Source organism: Treponema sp. (assembly GCF_045641405.1).
In the GTDB taxonomy this organism is placed as follows: domain Bacteria; phylum Spirochaetota; class Spirochaetia; order Treponematales; family Treponemataceae; genus Treponema_D.
Genome location: NZ_JAZUGX010000040.1, coordinates 21,462 through 41,418 on the forward strand (window position 1 = coordinate 21,462; position 19,957 = coordinate 41,418).

Genomic DNA, 19,957 nt, shown 5'->3' on the forward strand with positions numbered 1-19,957 from the left:
GTTCGAAAACAATAATTCCGGAGTAAATACCATGGCTAAAATTCAGATGAAAAATGCAATCGCAGAACTCGACGGCGATGAAATGACACGCGTTCTTTGGGCAGTAATCAAGGAAAAACTTCTTGATCCATTCATTGACCTTAAGACAGAATACTACGACCTTGGACTCAAGAGCCGCGATGACAGCGACGACAAAATCACATATGCCGCAGCAGAAGCCATCAAAAGACTTCACGTTGGCGTTAAGTGTGCAACAATCACTTCAAACGAAGCACGCGTAAAGGAATACAACCTCAAGCAGCTTACACGTTCTCCAAACGGAATCATCCGTGAGGAACTTGACGGAACAGTTTTCCGTGCACCAATTTTCGTAAACAACATCCAGTGCTGCGTTACAAGCTGGAAGAAGCCAATCGTTCTTGGCCGCCACGCTTACGGCGATGTCTACAAGAACTGCGAAATCAAGGTTCCAGGTGCAGGAAAGGCAGAACTTGTTTTCACAGGTGAAGACGGAACTGAAATCCGCAAGACTATCCAGATGATGAAGGGACCTGGAATTCTCCAGGGAATCCACAACATGGACAAGTCCATCGAAAGCTTCGCACGCTGCTGCTTCAACTACGCCCTCGATCAGAAGATCAGCGTATGGCTCGGTACAAAAGATACTATCTCAAAGACTTATGACGGAAACTTCAAGGCAATCTTCCAGAAGATTTTCGACGAAGAATTCAAGGCAAAGTTCGATGCTGCTGGAATCGAATATTTCTATACCCTCATCGATGACTGTGTCGCACGCATCATGAAGCACGAAGGCGGTATCCTTTGGGCATGCAAGAACTACGATGGTGATGTTATGAGCGACATGATCGCTTCTGCATGCGGTTCATTGGCAATGATGACTTCTGTTCTCGTAAGCCCGGATGGAAACTTTGAATACGAAGCAAGCCACGGAACAGTTCAGAAGCACTACTACCGCTACCTTAAGGGAGAAAAGACTTCCACAAACCCTGTAGCAACAATCTTCGCATGGACAGGGGCACTTGCAAAGCGCGGTGAACTGGACGGAACTCCAGAGCTCGTTGAATTTGCAAAGAAGCTTGAAAAGGCAACTCTCGACGTTATCGAAGAAGGAACCATGACAGGCGACCTCGCACGCCTTGCAAACCCACCAGCCAAGAATGTAGTTAACTCTTGGGAATACATAGACGCTATAGCAGCCAAACTGTAAGCAATAAAAACCAAAGGGCTGCCATAATGAAAACAACATTGTGACAGCCCTATTTTTTTTACTTTTTTGGATTATAATTTCCTCATGAACGCATTCAACTATTCATTCAAGAAAATTCCCATTCCGACACAGATTTTTTTAGGTTTTTCCTTTGGTCTTTTGAACCTTCTTGTAAACAGCATCGCAGTAGAAATCCTGAAAATTCCTTTTTACATGGATACCATATTTACTGTAGCAGGAGGTTTCCTTTCACTTCCATGCGGACTGATCTGCGCCGTAATCTACCATATGGCAGAAGTCATCATAAAATACGGAAACATAATACCAAGCTGGTTCGGACTATGTTCCATCACCGTAGCATTGATTTCCTGGCTCGGTGCAAGAAAAGAAAAGGAGTTCTCAATCTTCAAGCTTCTTCTTATGTCGGTACTGCTCATCGTAATAATCAGTACCGAAGGTGGAATCATCTATGATACCTTCTATGCATCAAAGACAGACTTTGTTGAAGATCAGGCAAACAATCTTTTTACATTCTCTCTTCTCATGAATAAGATACCGCTTCTATGGGCTTCCATCATTTCAAGGATTCCAGTCAGCATCGTAGACAAAACCGTTGCTGTATTCGGAGGATTTTTCATCGCAAAATATTTCAACACCTCTCTTAGATGAAAAGATTTTTTTTAATTGTTCTTTTGTCAGCATTTTCTTCATTGGCATTTGCCCAGTTTACGGAAGTAATAGACTCGTATTTTTTTATGCTGAATGAACTTGAGGATGGGAAAACCTTTGAAGAAGCCTCATACCAACTGGACCAAAGTCTTCTTAAGCTTCATGACTCGAACATCTACCTTATAATCAAGAACCAGCAGCCAGATTTGAATGAAAGTCTTAAAGAAATCAGAACTGGTCTTGATGGGCAGGATGTAACGGCAATTTCAAAAGGAGTAAAGCATTTTGCGTTTGAACTTATTTCCATCCAAAATTCAGCCCAGAAAAACACAAATTTTTTCATCATAGTTTTCTCTGCATTTTTCTTTGCCGTATTATTCATCATAGCCATCTATTTTTCCAGGGAGCTTCAGACAAAGGAATCGAAAAGACTTGTAACCGAAGTCTACAACGGTGTTGACGAGGAAAGGAAACGCATTGCCCGTGAGCTGCACGACACTGTAGCACAGGAACTTTTAGGCGCATCTCTGAAGATAGAATGCATCGATCCAAATAATGAAAAAGACATCAGTGAGCTTTCAGCACGAATCAGAGAATCAATCACAGAAATAAGAAATGTCTGCTATGACCTGAACCCTCCGTCTTTTATCGATGAAACAGATTTTGAGATTGCATTGGCAGAACTATGCCACAACTTTGAAAAGAACAGCGGTATCAAATGTCAATTCAGCATAGACGGAGAAAATCTTTTTAAAGGAACAGATGAAAACACAAAGCTGAACATATTCAGAATTGTAAGCGAAGCCCTTTCAAACATTCAAAAGCATTCACTTGCAGATACAGCGACCGTAAATTTCAGAAAAAACGGAACAAAAGGAATTGCCTTTTTCATCAGTGATGATGGCATAGGCTTTGATGCAAACAAGATGCTGAACAACATTTCAAAGCTCCAGACAGGAAAACACTTTGGACTCAACGGGATTTTACAGAGAGTAAAAATCATTGATGGTAAAATTGAAATCTTCTCTGAACCTAACGATGGATGTACAATAAAAATTGTTTTTTAATCAACAGCTCCTCCACAGAGCATGCGAGATATGTCGTTTTCTCCCATGGCATCAAGACCTCCTCGTGAATCAATCTGGAAGACCGACCTTTCTTCTCAATTCCTTTTTGTTTGCAACACCAGCTTTGTCATAGATTCTTGAGAAGGAATTTTCGATTGTTCGCGTGGTAACATTGAGCGCAAGTGCAATCTCGCTGTTGGTTTTATTATCCATCATATAATCAAGTATTTTCTGTTCCTTTGAGGTAAGAACTGAATATACTGTGGATCCACTGATGTAATCACTGAGAACCTCTGGAGGGATATAGGTTTTACCAGAGTCAACAGTATTTATGGCATCAAGAAGAACCTTTATTTCCTGATTCTTAAAAACAAACCCACTTGCACCGCATCTAAAGGCACGGAAAATAATGTTTACGCTTTTAAACATGGAATAGACAACGACCCGACACTTTCGTTCCCGTAATTTTTCTATGGTCTCAAAAGAAAACTCGGTCTCAAGCTGAAGATCACAGATGACTATCGGATACGGTTCAGGTTTATGTTCATCTATATAATCAACAAGTCCTTTACCGTCAGTGAATTTACCAAGTACATTGATACCGTTCTTTTCAAAAAAGGAATCAAGCCCATTTAATATAGCTTCATGGTCATCAAGTAATATCAAATCCATGATGACATTCTACCACATTTTACTGGCCCATGTAATTGTGTTCAACGCACATAATTTCTTCGGTACGACGCACACAATAAAACAATCATTGAATGACACTTCGGGAAAAATCAACTTATGCATCCACCAAAGGGAATATGGAATTTATCACATAGAATTTCATATTCTTTTTTTTCATTTTCCCCGTCAAGGCTTGTAACAAAGAAGGTCATATCCTCAGGCATGTTTCTACATTCAGTTTTTTCAGGGGCAGTCTTTATGACATCAAGAGCGTGATTGGAAACACCATCCCGGCTGTCCACAACGAAAACCTTTCTCCAGCTTTTTGAGGCAAAGGCTTCTTCAACTTCTCTTGCCATATGGGTAAAATGTGTACATCCAAGAATTATGGTGTCACAGCCACAGCTGTTGAAATATTCAACGGCTGGCATTACAGCTCCAATTTTTTCTTCTTTTGTCGCAGTAAAAAGTCTATGCTCGATAAAGTCAATTAATTCAGGATCACCACGCTTAAAGACCTCACAGTCACTTGCAAAATCTTCTATAAGCTTTTGAGAATAGGGATGGTTTACGGATGCATTGGTTGCAAGAAAACCTATTTTTTTATTCAAAGATACTTTTGCGGCAAGCTTGATGGCAGGAACAGTCCCAATGATCGGAAGGTCAGGATGGAGTTTTCTAAGTTCTTCAAGAGCTGTTACGGAAATCGTATTGCAGGCAATTATTACTGCCCGCGGATTCCAATGCTCCACAATGGTGCTTATGGCTTCAGAAGAACAGCGGACTATTTCATCAAAGGATTTTTCTCCATATGGAAAATGAACCGTATCACCCAGATATACACAACGGCTTTCAGGTGATTTTTCCTTTAGCAAAAGCATGTATGGAATTCCACCCGTTCCACTGTCCAGAAAAGCAAAATCAATACTGTTTTTCATGCTCCACTCCTTAGGAAAAAAGAGCATTGAAGGCATCGACTGCCTTTGCCTTCATATCATCCATGCCAGAACCGTTCAAGTCAAAATTTCTTTTTACACTGAACATCCCACAGAAATTCGCACGTTCCTTGTCGCGCACAGGATCATCAACACTTTCATGGCAATCATAATGGCTGCCTGGCATATAATGAAGACAGTTTCTGCAACAATGCAAGTCAGCATGGCAAACAGGACATTCGCTGCTTCTTCCTATGGTTTCAACTTCAATATTATTCTTGCATTTCCAACACATGCCTAAATAATATTCATTTGACTATTTCTTATCAATAACATAGAATTTCACCATGTTTACGACCAACAAGTGTCAGTGCCCAGAATGCAACAAGCCCGCCCTATCTCAGTTCAAGGACAATGAAATCATTGCTGATGAACCTGGTTTCTGCTATGAGCATACGGAAGACAAAAAGGCATACCTTGCACACCTTAAGAAATTCATAATGTCCCACGACAAGATCGTAGGACTCAACGCATACGGAATCACAGTCCAGGGTATGGATCTTTCAGAAAAAAAGTTTTATGGATGTAATTTTCAGCACGTTCTTTTTACCAACGTTCACGCAGAGAACATAAGGCTACGCATGTGCATGATGGACTTTGCAACCTTCACTGACTGCGACTTCCTTAAGAGCAACATTCAATTCTCTTCTTTTGCAGGTGCCAAGTTCGTACATCTTGTCCTTACTGGCAGTGATCTCATCCACAACAACTTCAATGGAATAACTTCGTATCAGTGCAGCTTTGACAACTCAGACCTCTACAACAGTCGTTTCATCAAAGCAATCCTCATGAACACCTCAATGCAGGACTGCAACCTTAAGAAAACTATTTTCTATAATTCAGCAAGAGAAAATGTTTCCTTCAAGCTTTCAAACACACGCGAGGCTCTCATCGACAGAAACAAGGGCGGTCTCATAGAAGATTTCAGCAGTACAGGAGACAGCAGCCTATGAAAGTCTATTTTCATCTTTGCATTCAGAGTTTTACAAACACATATGTAATCGTAAACGACGATCCCAATGTAATGGAAGCAATAATAGTAGATCCCGGTCAAATCACCAACGAAATCATAAAGCAGATAGAGGACGGAGGATATAAACTGGTTGCCATCCTCATTACCCATAACCACAAGCATCATATAGAAGGACTAAGGACCCTTACAAAAATCTACGATGCTACGGTATATGCTGCGGATTCTGAAACATACGGAATGAATTCTTCCATCATCAACGGTGACGGAATGACCCGCATAGCAGATCTAAATGTGGAATTTCTTTCCATTCCTGGACATTCACCTGACAGCATGGTCTACAAGATCGGTGACGTTCTTTTTACTGGAGATACATTGATTCCAGGAGAGACGGGCAGCACTTCCAGCCAGTATTCAAAGAAACTTCTTTGCAGCAAGATAAAGGACAAGCTGTTCACCCTGCCAGACAGCACAATCATTCTCCCTGGTCATGGAACTCCTGGCACAATAGAAAGCGAAAAACAGTTCAACATTGACCTGATTTAACAGAAAACAAACAAACCGTTCAATCTCTCATGACCAAGGACACCCTGCCACACGCAAGTCCCCATTTGTCAAAGGCGTAACCGTTAAGGACTTCTCCTGCATCAACAAAGGCCTGTGCTTTTGTATTACGAATGTATTCTGCACCTTCCTTCTGGATTCTATTGACGGACCCCCGTCCTGCAACCTGAAGGAAATAAGGAGCAATGTTGGAAAAACTCTGCTGCATGATGTATGCCATGAATTCATTTTGCATAAGATATTCATCAGTGCGGTCATATCCTAAACCTGGCTGTGTTTCCCAAAAGGTCTTGAGGAATTCCATTGAAGCAGGATCGAACATTCCATAGCATGCAGAAACAATATTTCTGAAATCTTCATCGATGAAGTAGATTCCATGCCAGCTTTCATGGGCTAGGAATGTATAGCGCAGATAGCGCGGAGATTCTCGACTAAAGGAAACGACAGCACCTTTTCCAGCGCTGTAGGTTCCGTCACTGTTCTTTAGGATAAGCTTGTTTGCTTCAAGGATTTCACGCAAAAGACATTCACGGTCATTGAGAGGAAATTCCTGAATGGCAGCAACAGTGAAGAACGCGGCAAGATCCTCAGGCTTATAGTCATGGGCATTGTAGCCATGCTTGTTCTCTACAAAATCATTTCCTACCAGAGTACCTTTATAGCCTGCCTTTTCAACAAAGTATGCAAGTCTTGTAAAGAACTGATTCTGAATTCTGTAATCAGCAAAATCAAAGAAAAGGACACCTGGGAATTGATACCATTCATATAGTTCATAATCTTCCACACGCCAGTTGTCCTGAGGCCAGTCCATGATAAAACCTAGATCTGTTTTTATCGGAACAAGAACCTTTGAAAATTTATTTTTTGCAAGATAAGGGCTGTTTGCAGTCACCATGACCGAAGAAACAAGCTCTGGGTGCTCAACAATCTGGAAGTCGGAATAACCTTTTTTCAAGGATGCAGTCTGAACGATCATTCTATCCTGATTTTTCTGCAGACGGACATCAAACTTTTCGCCGTTAATCTTGAGCTGGACAGTCGTCTGATTTTTCCATGTACCGTTATCATCCAAAGGGAATAGACCTACTTCAATCTTTGGCATGACATTCTTTGAGGAATTTGAAGCAGGAAAAATATTCTCAGCCGCAGATAAATCGGCCGAAGAAAAATTCCATCTGACACGACCACCTTCTGCACCACAGGCAAAGACTGGAACTTTTCCGCTGTTGTCCCATCCTACCTTTGCTTCTCCAATTCTAAATTCAGAAATTTCGGCGCTTTTTGTTGTATAGACAAAAAATCCGCAAGGGATATCCTGGGTTGATGAAACGGAAAAGGAAATTCTAAAGGAATCCTTCTGGCACTCAAGGTAGTCTCCCTTAAAAACTGGTCTTGAAAGAAGCCTATCTTCATTAACACCAATGAGGGAAAGATCCTCTTCGTAAAGGAACCCAAGGGCATATTCATATTTCGAAAGCTTTGATTTGGACTTTACATCGAATTTTATCTGAACAGAAAGAGCGGCTCCAGAATTCTTGTATACCGCATTCCTGAAATGAGCAATCTGATTCCTTGAAAAACCATAACAAAGAAATTTATTTTTCTTTCCATCGGCTTTTGATTTTACGGCACTTCTGTTGAGGGCACTGAAGCTTTCTCCGTTCAAAGCAAGGACCGAAGGCTGAATCTTATAGGAGCATGAAGCGAAGAGAAAAAGCAGTGAAAACGCAAAAACAATATTGCCAAGTCTTGATTTTACCATAGCTTGAATTCTACACTTTTTTTATGAAATGCTCTACACTGTCGTGTACTATGAATGCAATCATTCCACACAAGGACACTCTTTTTTTTCTTGCAGGAATCCAGAGGAACATCATCTCAATTCTCAACAGGAAAGCGAATGTATTCCCCCTTTATCCTTTGTTTGCCATGACAGATCAGGATATTCCAGGCGGAATGACAGGCTGCACCATAGGTCTTCCAGAAACAGAATGGAACAAGGCATATTTTCCTGTCGAGATTGAATATGACGACCATTGTCTGAAACTTTCCATTTTCTTTGCTAGAACTGTGGATGGGAAAGAAATGCCAGAATTTGATCTACCACAAGAAATAAAAAATGCGTTCCCAAAAAAGGAACGCATATTCAGGACTGCCAATGCTATTTTTGAAAACAACACTTGGCAGATATACGACGACAGGTGGATAAAGATTATTTGATGATCTTGCTTCCGCGGTCCATTGCTACAAGGCCAGACTTAAGGAGTTCAAGGATTCCGTAAGGTTCAAGAAGGCGGATGAGGGAATCAATCTTGTCTTCGCTACCTGTTGCTTCTACGATGAGGGCATTTTCAGAAACGTCAACGATGTGTGCACGGAAGATGTTGCAGGTTTCAATGACAACCGCACGCTGTTCTCCGCTTGCCTTTACCTTGATGAGTGCCATTTCTCTCTGGCATGTTTCAGACTTTTCGCAGTGTTCAATGGAAATAACTTCAACAAGCTTTGAAAGCTGTTTCTTGATCTGCTCAAGAATATATTCATCACCGCTTACAACGATAGTTGCGCGAGACTTGTCAGGATCTGCTGTTTCACAAACTACGAGAGAGTCAATGTTGTAACCGCGGCGGCTGAAAAGTCCTGATACACGGCTAAGAACACCAGCGTGGTTTTCTACAAGAACTGAAAGTACATATTTTTCCATTTTATTCCTCCAAGAAACATTATCGTCCTACTTCAGAGTATACACCCAAAAGGCGGACTTCTTCTGCTTTTTCCTTTAATTTTTCAATAATTTTTTTTACGTAATCATCAGGTTGTCCGCTGATGCTTTTTAGATCCACATCAGCATAGAACTGATATTCCCATGGACGACCTGGAATCGGACGGCTTTCAAGGCGCGTAAGGTTTGTGCCAAAGTCGTTGAGAACGCCCAGAATCTTATAAAGGGATCCAGGCTCATGCTTTGCCTTGAACATGAAGCTTGCCATGTGGGCATCATCAACAGTCTTTCTTTCCTTTGTTATTACAACGAAGCGAGTGTAATTGTTTGGATCATCCTCAATTCCGCGTGCAAGAATATCCAGGTTGTAGATGCTGGCATTGATTTCACTTGCAACGGCGGCATTTTCCTTTGATCCTGTTTCTGAAACAAAGAGAGCTGCCCCAGAAGTATTGTAGGCCTCAATCTGCTGCCAGTCCTTGTGATTGCCAAGGAATCTGCTTGTCTGAAGCAGGGCCTGAGGATGTGAATAGACCTTCTTTATATCCTCAGTCTTTGCCCCTTTTACTGCAAGAAGACAATAGCTGATCTTTATGGCAATTGCTCCAGAAATGAAAACATCAGGATAATTCCTGAAATTGTCATAGTTCTGATATACGCTGCCACCAAGGGAATTTTCTATCGGAACCATGCCGTAATCAACAGTCCCTTCCGTAACCTTCTGGAAAATTTCCTGAAAGGAATCAACCGGAAGGGTCTTAGCATTTTCCCTGAAATACCCTATTGCCGCAGCCTCTGCATTGCATCCCGGTTTTCCGCAGTATGCAACCAAAGGCTTATTATTGTCACTTGCCATCTTAGTTGCTCATGTTCCAGCTTACAAGGCGGAGAACATCACCGAATACACCGGCAGCCGTAACGCCTGCACCTGCACCGTAACCCTTAACTGTAAGAGGAATTGGTGTGTAGCGTGCTGTGTGGAATACGAATGCGTTTTCACCACCGCGAACTGTATACAATGGATCTTCAGGTCCTACTTCGAGCATACCTACAGAAGCCTTTCCGTCCTTGATTGAAGCAGCCATACGGAGAACCTTGTTTTCCTTCTTGAGGGCTGCCATCTTGTCCTCAAAGTACTTGTCCAGTTCTGGAAGTCTCTTGAGGAATTCTTCAACTGTTCCTTCGATGTTGAAATCCTTAGGGAAGATTGAGCGCATCTCGATGTCTTCAAGTTCAATTTCCATTCCAGCTTCACGGGCGATGATGAGTGCCTTGCGTGCAACGTCTGTACCCTTAAGGTCATCGCGTGGATCCGGTTCTGTATAGCGGAGTTCCTTTGCTTCAAGAACTGCTTCAGAGAATTTCTTTCCTTCATCAAGCTTTCCGAAGATGTATGAGAGGGAACCGGACATGATTCCGTTAAAGCCTGTAAGCTTATCGCCAGACTTAAAGAGGTTCTGGAGAGTATCGATGATTGGAAGACCTGCACCTACGTTTGTTTCATAGAGGAAGCGCACGTGCATTTCGTTTGCTGTTTCACGGAGCTTTTTGTAGAATTCCATGCTCATGCTGTTTGCACGCTTGTTTGGAGTTGCAATTGACATGCCTGCCTTGAAAACATCAAGGTAGCGTTCAGGAAGGTCATAGCTTGCTGTACAGTCAACGAAGATTGGATTGAGAGGCTTTGTTTCCTTTACGAATTCAAGGATTTCATCAAGGTTTGTCTTCTTGCCCTTCTCCTTTACAAGGTTGCGCCAGTCAGAAAGATCAAGACCTTCTGCATCAAAGATCATTCCGTCAATGTTGGCGATTGCCATTACGCGAACATCGATACCCTGTTCAAGAAGTGAAGCATACTGGTCGCGGATCTGGTCAACCATTGTTCCGCCGATAGTGCCGACACCAAAGGCATAGACCTGAATTGACTGAACTGTATTGAAGAAGCCCTGGTGAACAACGCGGACCGCCATGTCACCGTCGCTTCCGTTGATAACTGCTGAAATTGAGCGTTCTGCAGATCCCTGTGCAATTGCAAGAACGTTGATGTCACGGCTTGCGAGGGAATCAAAGAATGTACCTGCAACACCGCGCTTCTGCTTCATGGCATCCCCGATGATTGAAACGATGGCAACTTCATTGCGTACATCGATCGGGTTTACGAGCTTTGTGCTGATTTCAAGGGCAAATTCATTCTTGAGGACATCGACAGCTTCATTTGCAAAAGCCTTGCGTACACAGAAAGAAAGTGTATATTCAGATGAAGACTGAGTAATGAGAAGAACTGAAATTCCTGCGTTTGAAACTGCCTGGAAAATACGAGTTGCCATACCCTTGCGTCCCTTCATTCCAGAACCGCTTACGGAAATCATTGCGCAGTCCTTGAGACATGAAATGCCGCGAACAGGACCTGTTGCCTTTGTGTCAAAAGGTCCCTTACCGATTCTTGTTCCGCGAGCAGATGGGTTGTGGCTGTTCAAAGACCAGGCTTCGATTCCCTTTGCTGCAAGCGGTGAAAGTGTCTTTGGATGGAGAACCTTTGAACCGAAGAATGAAAGTTCCATTGCTTCTTCATAGCTCATGTCGTCTACAAGAATTGCATCCTTGATGATGCGTGGGTCTGCAGTATAAACGCCGTCAACGTCTGTCCAGAATTCTACCTTTGAAGAACCGAGGCAAGCACCTACGATTGCTGCGCTGAAGTCTGAACCGTTGCGTCCGAGAAGTCCCATTACAGGCTTTGCATCAGTTCCGCTGATCCATGAACAGATGAATCCAGGGAAAAGCAAAATCTGTGCCGACTGTGAACCGTCGCGGTATGCTGCAAAAGCTTCCGAACAGCGAGCATAGTCAGGGTCGCCTTCCTTCTGATTGCCTGTAGTATAGATGAACTTGCGGCTGTCCAAAAGAAGGATGCTCTGCTTTTTTGCAAGGATTACAGCTTCAACGATAGGAGCACACATAAGTTCTCCCATACCCATGATGCGGCAGTGAACGCTGTCTGGACATTCACCGAAAGTTGCAAGGCCTGACAAAAGCTTTTCAAGCTCTACAAGGTGGGCTTCAATCTTTGATGTAACGCTGTTTGTATCGAATTCAGGAACTGTTGACTTGATTTCTGCGCAGATGTCTGCATGGATTGAACGAAGTTCGCTTACAAAAGTCTGAGCGGTCCCGCCAGTGATGCACCCGTCAATTGCTGCCTGCAATTTGTTTGATACACCGGCTACTGCACTGACTACAACGCTGATACGGTCAGTCTTTGCACGCCCCAACATAATCTCCACACTGTCAAGAATGCGGCGGGCAGAACCCATACTTGTTCCACCAAATTTAAGTGTAAGCATATACTTTCCTCTAGATGATATAAATAATGGAAATATATACCATATAATGCGCTTAAATTCAATTAAATGGGTTGTTTATACAGCATCCACGTTCGATAAAAAAAATGGGATGCCCATTTAGACATCCCCATATCATTGATCTATATTTTTGTAATCAGGTTTTCAATCTGTCCGTTGAGGGACGAAACCATCGTAGCATCTGGCAATTCCCTCACAAGTCCCTTTGAGTATTCCAGAACCTTAATTAGAAGTGTCTTTCCACTATCCAGTTCAGAGGCAACATCCTCCTGTCCCAGCTGCTGGCGAAGAATTCTGGCTGTTCCAAGAAGCCCTCTTTTTCCAGAAAGCTTGGAGATTATGTAATCCAGCTGAAGACGGATCTTGCTTTCGAGGAATTCCGCACGTTTTTCTTCAGGCAGATACGTGCTCAAGGAACGAAGTTTTTCAAAGAGATCTGCTGCAACATTGGTTTTCTTCATCACCTTGTTTTCCGTGATGGCATCGGCTACTGTCTGGATGGCATCGGCGGCCTTTGCAAGAATCTCCATGTCCACATGATCCTCATCACCCACATCAATGACAGGCATGTTTAAATTTTCTGAATCATCCTCAAGGTCATCGGCTGGAGGTTCTTCAAATTCATCTGCGGAAACATCATCGACAACAGGTTCCTCAAGTTCTATCTCATCTCCAAAATCATCCTCTGGAACAAAGAGACTGTCATTCTCTTCATCTTCAAGAGGCTCTTCCTCAACTTCCCCATCATCAAGGACTTCATCTACATTTGGACTTTCCTCATCGATGGTATCGTCCTCATAGTCCTCGTCGATTATGTCATCCTCTGTCAAAGATGGCTCTGGTATGTATTCAGGCTCCTCAAGGATTTCATCGTCGATCTTTTCGTCCTCAAGGTTTCCATCACCCGGCAGATCATCCTCATCTTCAAAGACTGGTTCTTCTACAGGAGGTACAAAAGGTTTTTCTTTTGGTTTCTGTATTTCTACAGGTCGTTTAGGCTCTGGAGCTGGCTGTTCAAAATCTTCGTCATCATCCCAGGCATCATCAAGGGAAATGACATCGTTATAGGCAGGTTTCTTCTTTGGCTTTTCTTCCTCTTCCATGCTGAAATCAGGTTCAAAGTCATTCTCCTGGGGAGCACTTGATCTTCCACCGTTTCCGAATGGATTGTTTGAGAAGAAATCCTCTGCGCTTGTATTGTCTTCCTCAAGACCTGAACCTTCATCATCAAGATCCACATCACCGATAAGATCATCAAGGCTTCTAGAATAGTGTTCCTGATTATCTGCTTCTATTTCATCATCGAGACGGCCTTCCTTGAAAACTTCGTCCGTGCTGATTTCATCCTGCTGCAGCTTCTCAAAACCCTTGTTGAAGTCATGGACGGTCATTTCTTCCTCAGGAATATCTTCTTTGACGAATTCCGACTCTGGACTATCCATATCCTCAAAGGAAAGCTTTACTTCCTCTGCGACACGAACCCTGTCACCGATGGAAATATCATCGTCGGAATCCAGGAATTCATCTTCGGCAGGCACGCTGCTTTTTTCCTGTTTCATATCCCGTTCTTCAATGATCTGGTTGTTTACCCTTTCAAGACCTTTGCGCGAAGCCAAGTTTGCAGAGTCAAAGGTTTCCATTGTCTTATAGCTTGAGAGAGCCTGGATAAGCATTCCCTGGTCTTCATAGTTCTTTGCAAGACTCTTGTGCCCTGCAGTATCCTCGGGATTCTGCTCAATATATTTCTGATAGAATTCCTCAGCTTTTTTATAGTCACCTTTCTGGGAATGTCTCTTTCCAGCCTCGCGGTAAAAGCTTGTATACTCAGGCCGTGTCGCTCTGATTTTCTTGAAGCAGCCAGAAGCCTTCTTTTCATCACCTGCACAGATATAGTACTGGCCAAGAAGGTTCAAGGTATGGACATCATCGGGATCCTTGGAATAGAGTTCCTGAATCTTTTCACCAGCCTTTTCTATCTTATCTGCAGAAAGTAGAATGTGTACATGCTGCCGCTTCACGGATGGATCTTCAGGTGAAAGATATTCCATCTTTTCTGCCATCTCCAAGGCTTCTTCTATCCTTCCAGTCGACTCATATGTATTTGCAAGTCCAGACATGGCAAGCTTGAAGTCTGGAGTAATGGAAAGTGCTGCATTGTATTCATCCTCGGCACTGTCAAAGTTGTCCTGTCTGCTGTAGACATCTCCAAGCTTTGTATGCATCGCGGCATCCTTAGGATTAAGATACAATGCTTTCTTTACTATTTCGCAAGCGGTCTTTGTCTTGTTCTTTCTGAGGAGAAGATCTGAATAAGATTCAATTGCCTCTACCCAGCCTGGCTTTGACTTGAGGGCAGCCTCGTATTCAGCCTGTGCCTTTAGAAATTCCCCAAGCTTGTCATAGCTTTTTGCAATGTTGAGATGAAGGATAGGATGGTTAGGATCAACCTTAAGTCCCTTGAGATAGGAAGCAACAGCCTCCGCATGGCGTTTTTGTGCGGCGTAGATTGTTCCTATGTGGTTGAATGCAAGTACATCGCGTGGATTTTCTTCAACTACAGTATTGAAGCACTGGATTGCATCGTCATAGTTTCCCATGAGCTTATAGGTAAATCCAAGATTATAGAACACCTGAACATTTGCACCGTCGATCATTACGGCACGTTCAAGCACCGAGATAGACTCATCGTAAAGCTTAAGCCTTCTGTAGATGGCTCCAAGGCTGTTCAGGGCATCCAGGTTCTGTGGCTGAATGCGGACAATTTCCTTGTAGTAGTCCAGGGCGATTTTGTCCTCGCCGTTCTTTACGTAGAGGTCACCCAAAGCAATAAGGTAGGTAAGGTTTTCAGGTTCAGTCTTAAGAAGACCCTTATAGATCCTTGCAGCCTGGTCGTAATCCCTGGCAAGGATTGCGGCTTTTGCACGTTCAATGATTACGCTGTTCTGTTCTTCTTTTGTGCTCATAAGCTTGTCCCTTTTTCAACTGATCACTTTCTCTCTGTTATTTTTTCTTTGGACGGGCAAAGGTTTCCTTTGAAAGCTCACCCATGATCCTGTTGTCGTATTTTGAGTAGGACGCAACAGCAAAGTAATAGATTTTCCCGTTTCTTAGCCCCGTAAGTGTAACCGAAGTTACGCTTCCTGCATCAAGAGGAGAATTTCCTTCCACTGCCTCACGCCCCAGATATTCACCAGGTCTGTCCCCATAAAAAATATAATACCCACCGACTGTGTCGTCAACAGAATAAGGCCATGAGAGCGTAACTTCCTCATCTCCTGCAAATGCCCTCAATTCAAACGGAGGAAGAGGAGACGGTACCTCCTTGTACTTTATCTTCAATTCTGTGACTGAAGGAGATTTCTTGCCAGCACCATCTGGAAGAAGATCACAGGCAACCTGGAAGTACAGCCCCTTTATGCCTTCGATTTTTCTATGGTTCTTTACTGGAATCCATTCAGGGTATGAATCCGTCCAGTTATAGAAATTGTCACCTGATCGAACATAGAACTGAATGTCTGTCTGTGACGGCATGCTTACCAGGGCATCGATTTCCGTAAGCTCAGCTCCTGTTGAAAGAAGGATAGGCTGCGTCTCAAAGCGACCTCCTTCCACACGGTAAGTATCCATTCCCTTGGTTTCCTTTGTCTCTGGTCTTGCAGCACGCTGAACCCTGAAATCATCGATGAGACCAGTATACTGAGGACAAATTTCAATGTCTGCAGGAACACCAAGTATAGGAATATAGATTGAACCGCCAGTCTCGTGGCCGTTTGTAGTGACATATTTAAGAGCCTCAAGAAGACCATTGATCCTATATTCCAGGAGACCTGTATTTTCATCGAAACTGATTTCATGATGCATCCACTGGTTAGGCACGATGGTACGGTAGCTTGAAAGAGTTATCTCACCGTCATTGTCCACGTATCCGTTGAACACATTGGTGAACGACCATTCAAGATGATTGCCTGCAAAGCTACCGATGATCATCTGATACAAAGGATAGTTTGCGACGGTCCTTGAAGAACGCCATGAAAAGACAACCTCACCGTTCTCCGCTATGCTTGGATTAAGCCAGAATTCAATGCTGAAGGAACCGCATGGACCTTCTTTTCCAAAGATTGTATTTCTGCTGCCGCTTAGCCTTATTCCACCAGAGCCGCGTGTAAGGGCTGATTTCTTTCCCATAAGGGAATGTACTTCTGTCGTGATTGATTTATTTTCCGCAATGGTGTATCTGCCTGTCGCATCGTCGCTGGTTCCGTCTTCAAAGGAAAGTAGAAGATCGGTAAAGTCATCGGCACCATGGGAATTGGTTGCAAGAACCATGGAATCATAGCCGTATTTTCCCTTGCCAGAAACAACCCCGTCCATCCTGGAAAGAACAGGCCAACCTTCCTTTCCTCCCATGACAACTGCTTTGTCTGCGGCAAAACCAGTATTCAAAACGCAAAGAAAAACTGCTATACTAGCTGAAGTTGTTTTCAGATATGAACGAGCAGAATGAAAATTTACAAACATCGACCAAACCTCTTTCCCCAAGGGAAGTCCTTCATCAGACCGCACTCAAGGCTCCAAACCAAAGCGGAGTCTACATGTGGCGCAACGAAGGCGGAACCATCATCTATGTCGGAAAGGCCAAGAATCTGAAAAACCGTCTTACATCCTATTTCAGCGGAAACAAAGACATAAAGACCAGGCTTCTCATAAGCAGGGCCAGATCCATTGAATATATCACAACGGGAAATGAATACGAGGCTTTCCTTCTGGAAAACAACCTCATCAAGCAGCATAACCCGAGGTATAACATTTGCCTTAAAGACGGAAAATCCTACCCTGTGCTCAAGATCACAAAGGAAAAATTTCCACGCCTTTATAAAACAAGGAACGTGGTCAAGGATGGATCCCTCTATTTTGGTCCTTTCCCTGATGCGGCAGCCCTTGATACATTCATAGAAACACTCTACGACATATATCCGTTACGCCACTGCAGGAAATTCCGCGAGAAGGATTCAGCCTGTCTTTACTACCACATGGGCAAATGTCTAGGCCCATGCTGTAAAAAAACCGACAGTTCCACCTATGGTGAATTTATCGGCGAAATCACATCTCTACTTGAGGGTAAAGAAGACACGGCAAAAAAAATGGAAGACCAGATGAGACAGGCCGCCAGGGAACTGGATTTTGAGAAGGCTGCCAGACTAAGGGACGGTCTTAAAGCCCTTTCCATCATGCAGAACCAGAACATAGTAGAAGGCTTCGACCAGGATGACCGAGACTATATTGCAACATGGCGCGAAGGAGAGCTTGTAAGCTTCACCATCCTAAAAATACGCGGCGGCAAGCTTTTGGGACGGGACAATTACCGCACCCTGTCGCTAAACGAAGATACGGAACTCATTCCCGAATTCATGGGTGCATACTATACAGAAAAAGAGATAATACCGCCTTCCATATATGTCGTTTCTAAGGAAGGAACGGAATTCATGAAACGCTGGATCAAGGAAACCTACGACTGCGAAACGGAAATCATTCCTGTGGACGACACTGAGAAAATGAGGATGCACCGTGCGGCAGTCAACATGGCGCAGCAGAACGCAAGGGAAGACATCATACGCCGAGTCCGCGAGCGTGGAGACTTTCCTGCCATGGAAGAGCTCAAGAAAGAACTTGGACTTTCAAAACTGCCTGTGAGAATAGAAGGTTTCGATATTGCCCATATCGGCGGAAAATTTCCTGTTGCTTCCCTCATCAGCTTTTACAACGGAAACCCTGACAAGAAGAACTATAGGTATTTCAGGCTCAAAACTACCGACGGACTCATAGACGATTTTGCATCCATGAAAGAAGCAGTTTCCCGCCGCTATACAAGACTGCTCAATGAAAACGCAGAACTGCCAGACCTTCTTCTCATAGACGGTGGTATCGGACAGGTAAATGCGGTAGATTCGATCCTTCAGACATTGGGACTTGATATACCGATTGCAGGCCTTGCAAAAAGAGACGAAGAAATCTGGAGACCCCATACATCCCAGCCCATATGCCTGCCCAAACGAAGTGATGCCCTCAGGCTGCTTCAAAGGGTTCGTGATGAAACACACCGTTTTGCAACAAGCAGAAACCAGGAGCTTCGAACAAAAGAAAACACTGTTTCCCCATTCGCAAAGCTGCCTGGAGTAGGAGCAAAAAGAGACGGTATGCTGATGAAAAAATACGGTACCCTCGCCTGTCTTGCAAACGCGACAGAAACAGACATTGCCGAGACCTTGGGTATCAAGGCGGATGCCGCAAGCGATATTCTTATAGCAGCAAAGAATCTTTATATTGAACAGATGGAAAAGCAGAACAGACAGAAAGCTTCTCTTGGCATACCTGGCACAACAAAGGAAAAAGCCGCAAGGTTCCAGATGAACCACAATCTAGCCGCCGCCGCACTTCTTGAAATCGCAAGTCCAGAAGAGGACCCCAAAGACTCATAGGCTGATAGAATTCAAGAATTCCAGCAGGTTTTCGGCCAAGTCTCCGTTGGCAAGAAACTTTTCTGAAGCCTTCTCAAAGAAGCCCCTGGATTTTTCAGCGGCAGAAAGAAGGTTTATCGCAAGTCCACGCATTTCATCCTCTCCACTGGCTTCTTCCCTCGGAATCGATTCAAGGGTTGCCATTGCCTGACAGGCTTCATCTCCAGGCTCAGCGGAATAGTTCCTGTTATACAGAAAACAGAATCTTTTGTAGTCCTCAAAAAACTGACCTTCAAACATTGGTCTTAGTCTGTCAAGAAAAGCATTGAGCTTTACCAGTTGAAATTCTTCATCCTGAACATAGACATGCCAGACGAAAGGAATTCCAGCAAGACTTGCACGGCTAAAGGAATCCTCACCGCGAATGAAATTAAAATCCATGGAACAGATAAGTGCATCCCACTGCTCTTGCTCCAGCGCTGGCAATTCCGAATATTCAAATTCAACTACGCGCCCTTTGCAAGCCTGAAGGAAAGGAGCCGTACTGATTCCCTTGGCAAGGAAAACGTGAACCTTTCTGTCGCAAAGTCCTGCAAAAGAATCAATGGCATCGACCAGAAAGTCGAAATTCCTTGGATATGAAAAAACAAGGATCCTGAAATAATCATCGCCTGACAGGATTTTTTTCTGGATGTCACTTAATCCTTCAGATGCTTTTTTTACTGCAAATCCATGGTCGGAAACACAGTTCCTGAAGTTGCTGTCCAGAACAAGGCCTCCCGTTTTGGCTGTGAACCCAGGCATGAAAAAAGATTTTTTTACCTGCACCGATCTAGTTCCAGACCTGAGCTTATGGAAATCGTCTGCCCAGGGCTCCGCCGTCAAATATTCCACATTTATGATATATGCTGAACCTTTTAGCTTGCCTTCGTACAATATGTCCTCAAGCCAATCTGGAAGTCTGCATTGAAAGCATTGAAGAATGAACTGAGGTTCATCTTCCGTGAATTCCTTCGTGCACACCTCGGCATTGTTCCAGTCAAAGATTTTCCAACCGTTGAATTCCTGCTCGGCAAGACCTGGATTGATTCCAGAATTCATGAAGGCAAAGGAGGAAAGGTTATCAACGACAATACGAAGAGTGACGTCTTTTGAAATTTCAGAAAGCCTTCTGCACAGGCGGTAGACAAATCCGATGTCACCGTAATTATCGATGACAGAACAAAGAACAGTAATATTCAGCATGTCCATAC

17 protein-coding genes are annotated in these 19,957 nt (G+C 43.5%); 7 read left to right on the forward strand and 10 right to left on the reverse strand.

Annotated features, from left to right (window positions below; all coding sequences use genetic code 11):
* Positions 1 to 31: 31 nt before the first annotated feature.
* From ACKI39_RS06150 to ACKI39_RS06160, 3 genes are all read left to right on the forward strand, one after another.
* On the forward strand, positions 32 to 1,228 hold the full coding sequence (locus ACKI39_RS06150; RefSeq protein ID WP_407398687.1) for an NADP-dependent isocitrate dehydrogenase: 1,197 nt from the start codon (positions 32 to 34) through the stop codon (positions 1,226 to 1,228).
* Between the two features lie 84 nt (positions 1,229 to 1,312).
* Positions 1,313 to 1,897, forward strand: coding sequence for a hypothetical protein (locus tag ACKI39_RS06155; RefSeq protein WP_407398689.1), 585 nt, complete (start codon positions 1,313 to 1,315; stop codon positions 1,895 to 1,897).
* A 23-nt stretch (positions 1,898 to 1,920) separates the two neighbouring features.
* Positions 1,921 to 2,964: a sensor histidine kinase gene (locus ACKI39_RS06160; protein ID WP_407398691.1), complete on the forward strand. Its 1,044-nt coding sequence runs from the start codon at positions 1,921 to 1,923 to the stop codon at positions 2,962 to 2,964.
* Positions 2,965 to 3,033: 69 nt separating this feature from the next.
* Here ACKI39_RS06160 and ACKI39_RS06165 read toward each other — a convergent pair whose 3' ends face one another.
* The 3 genes from ACKI39_RS06165 to ACKI39_RS06175 form a co-directional block, all read right to left on the reverse strand.
* Positions 3,034 to 3,636 (reverse strand): response regulator, encoded by a 603-nt coding sequence (locus ACKI39_RS06165; RefSeq protein WP_407398693.1) that lies wholly within the window; start codon positions 3,634 to 3,636, stop codon positions 3,034 to 3,036.
* Between the two features lie 110 nt (positions 3,637 to 3,746).
* Positions 3,747 to 4,574, reverse strand: a complete 828-nt coding sequence (gene murI / locus ACKI39_RS06170) for a glutamate racemase (RefSeq protein WP_407398695.1) — start codon at positions 4,572 to 4,574, stop codon at positions 3,747 to 3,749.
* 10 nt (positions 4,575 to 4,584) lie between these two features.
* Positions 4,585 to 4,866 (reverse strand): hypothetical protein, encoded by a 282-nt coding sequence (locus ACKI39_RS06175; RefSeq protein WP_407398697.1) that lies wholly within the window; start codon positions 4,864 to 4,866, stop codon positions 4,585 to 4,587.
* Positions 4,867 to 4,918: 52 nt separating this feature from the next.
* Between ACKI39_RS06175 and ACKI39_RS06180 the strand changes: the two genes are divergently transcribed.
* Together ACKI39_RS06180 and ACKI39_RS06185 are read left to right on the forward strand one after the other, a co-directional pair.
* On the forward strand, positions 4,919 to 5,584 hold the full coding sequence (locus ACKI39_RS06180) for a pentapeptide repeat-containing protein (protein WP_407398699.1): 666 nt from the start codon (positions 4,919 to 4,921) through the stop codon (positions 5,582 to 5,584).
* Complete coding sequence (locus ACKI39_RS06185) at positions 5,581 to 6,147, forward strand: MBL fold metallo-hydrolase (protein ID WP_407398701.1); 567 nt, start codon at positions 5,581 to 5,583, stop codon at positions 6,145 to 6,147. Before ACKI39_RS06180 ends, ACKI39_RS06185 begins: the two co-directional genes overlap by 4 nt.
* 19 nt (positions 6,148 to 6,166) lie before the next feature.
* On the opposite strand, the gene ACKI39_RS06190 is transcribed toward ACKI39_RS06185, so the two are convergent.
* The gene (locus ACKI39_RS06190) at positions 6,167 to 7,927 is read right to left on the reverse strand and encodes a hypothetical protein (protein WP_407398703.1); all 1,761 of its coding nucleotides are present in this window, start codon (positions 7,925 to 7,927) and stop codon (positions 6,167 to 6,169) included.
* Between the two features lie 23 nt (positions 7,928 to 7,950).
* On the opposite strand from ACKI39_RS06190, the gene ACKI39_RS06195 reads away from it, so the two are divergent.
* Positions 7,951 to 8,385 carry a hypothetical protein gene (locus ACKI39_RS06195; protein ID WP_407398705.1) on the forward strand — a complete coding sequence of 145 codons (435 nt, stop codon included), beginning with the start codon at positions 7,951 to 7,953 and terminating at the stop codon, positions 8,383 to 8,385.
* Here the strand turns inward: ACKI39_RS06195 and ilvN are convergent.
* The 5 genes from ilvN to ACKI39_RS06220 form a co-directional block, all read right to left on the reverse strand.
* Complete coding sequence (ilvN, locus tag ACKI39_RS06200; RefSeq protein WP_407398707.1) at positions 8,378 to 8,869, reverse strand: acetolactate synthase small subunit; 492 nt, start codon at positions 8,867 to 8,869, stop codon at positions 8,378 to 8,380. The genes ACKI39_RS06195 and ilvN overlap by 8 nt on opposite strands.
* 19 nt (positions 8,870 to 8,888) lie before the next feature.
* Entirely contained in the window at positions 8,889 to 9,743 is an 855-nt protein-coding gene (locus tag ACKI39_RS06205; protein ID WP_407398709.1) for a prephenate dehydratase, read from the reverse strand.
* 1 nt (position 9,744) lies between these two features.
* Positions 9,745 to 12,231, reverse strand: coding sequence for a bifunctional aspartate kinase/homoserine dehydrogenase I (thrA, locus tag ACKI39_RS06210; protein WP_407398711.1), 2,487 nt, complete (start codon positions 12,229 to 12,231; stop codon positions 9,745 to 9,747).
* Between the two features lie 140 nt (positions 12,232 to 12,371).
* On the reverse strand, positions 12,372 to 15,212 hold the full coding sequence (locus ACKI39_RS06215) for a tetratricopeptide repeat protein (RefSeq protein WP_407398713.1): 2,841 nt from the start codon (positions 15,210 to 15,212) through the stop codon (positions 12,372 to 12,374).
* 37 nt (positions 15,213 to 15,249) lie between these two features.
* The gene (locus tag ACKI39_RS06220; protein ID WP_407398714.1) at positions 15,250 to 16,767 is read right to left on the reverse strand and encodes a LamG-like jellyroll fold domain-containing protein; all 1,518 of its coding nucleotides are present in this window, start codon (positions 16,765 to 16,767) and stop codon (positions 15,250 to 15,252) included.
* On the opposite strand from ACKI39_RS06220, the gene uvrC reads away from it, so the two are divergent.
* Positions 16,737 to 18,725, forward strand: a complete 1,989-nt coding sequence (gene uvrC, locus ACKI39_RS06225; RefSeq protein ID WP_407398716.1) for an excinuclease ABC subunit UvrC — start codon at positions 16,737 to 16,739, stop codon at positions 18,723 to 18,725. The genes ACKI39_RS06220 and uvrC overlap by 31 nt on opposite strands.
* On the opposite strand, the gene earP is transcribed toward uvrC, so the two are convergent.
* Complete coding sequence (gene earP, locus ACKI39_RS06230; protein WP_407398719.1) at positions 18,720 to 19,955, reverse strand: elongation factor P maturation arginine rhamnosyltransferase EarP; 1,236 nt, start codon at positions 19,953 to 19,955, stop codon at positions 18,720 to 18,722. The two genes, uvrC and earP, sit on opposite strands and share 6 nt — an antisense overlap.
* Between the last annotated feature and the right edge of the window lie 2 nt (positions 19,956 to 19,957).

Bases quoted from the DNA above. Each gene is read 5' to 3' on its own strand.
- ACKI39_RS06215 (WP_407398713.1), bottom strand. From the start codon at position 15,212: ATGAGCACAAAAGAAGAACAGAACAGCGTAATCATTGAACGTGCAAAA.
- ACKI39_RS06155 (WP_407398689.1), top strand. From the start codon at position 1,313: ATGAACGCATTCAACTATTCATTCAAGAAAATTCCCATTCCGACACAG.
- ACKI39_RS06180 (WP_407398699.1), top strand. From the start codon at position 4,919: ATGTTTACGACCAACAAGTGTCAGTGCCCAGAATGCAACAAGCCCGCC.
- uvrC (WP_407398716.1), top strand. From the start codon at position 16,737: ATGAACGAGCAGAATGAAAATTTACAAACATCGACCAAACCTCTTTCC.
- ACKI39_RS06150 (WP_407398687.1), top strand. From the start codon at position 32: ATGGCTAAAATTCAGATGAAAAATGCAATCGCAGAACTCGACGGCGAT.
- ACKI39_RS06190 (WP_407398703.1), bottom strand. From the start codon at position 7,927: ATGGTAAAATCAAGACTTGGCAATATTGTTTTTGCGTTTTCACTGCTT.
- murI (WP_407398695.1), bottom strand. From the start codon at position 4,574: ATGAAAAACAGTATTGATTTTGCTTTTCTGGACAGTGGAACGGGTGGA.
- ACKI39_RS06205 (WP_407398709.1), bottom strand. From the start codon at position 9,743: ATGGCAAGTGACAATAATAAGCCTTTGGTTGCATACTGCGGAAAACCG.
- earP (WP_407398719.1), bottom strand. From the start codon at position 19,955: ATGGACATGCTGAATATTACTGTTCTTTGTTCTGTCATCGATAATTAC.
- ACKI39_RS06185 (WP_407398701.1), top strand. From the start codon at position 5,581: ATGAAAGTCTATTTTCATCTTTGCATTCAGAGTTTTACAAACACATAT.
- ACKI39_RS06175 (WP_407398697.1), bottom strand. From the start codon at position 4,866: ATGTGTTGGAAATGCAAGAATAATATTGAAGTTGAAACCATAGGAAGA.
- thrA (WP_407398711.1), bottom strand. From the start codon at position 12,231: ATGCTTACACTTAAATTTGGTGGAACAAGTATGGGTTCTGCCCGCCGC.
- ilvN (WP_407398707.1), bottom strand. From the start codon at position 8,869: ATGGAAAAATATGTACTTTCAGTTCTTGTAGAAAACCACGCTGGTGTT.
- ACKI39_RS06195 (WP_407398705.1), top strand. From the start codon at position 7,951: ATGAAATGCTCTACACTGTCGTGTACTATGAATGCAATCATTCCACAC.
- ACKI39_RS06220 (WP_407398714.1), bottom strand. From the start codon at position 16,767: ATGTTTGTAAATTTTCATTCTGCTCGTTCATATCTGAAAACAACTTCA.
- ACKI39_RS06165 (WP_407398693.1), bottom strand. From the start codon at position 3,636: ATGGATTTGATATTACTTGATGACCATGAAGCTATATTAAATGGGCTT.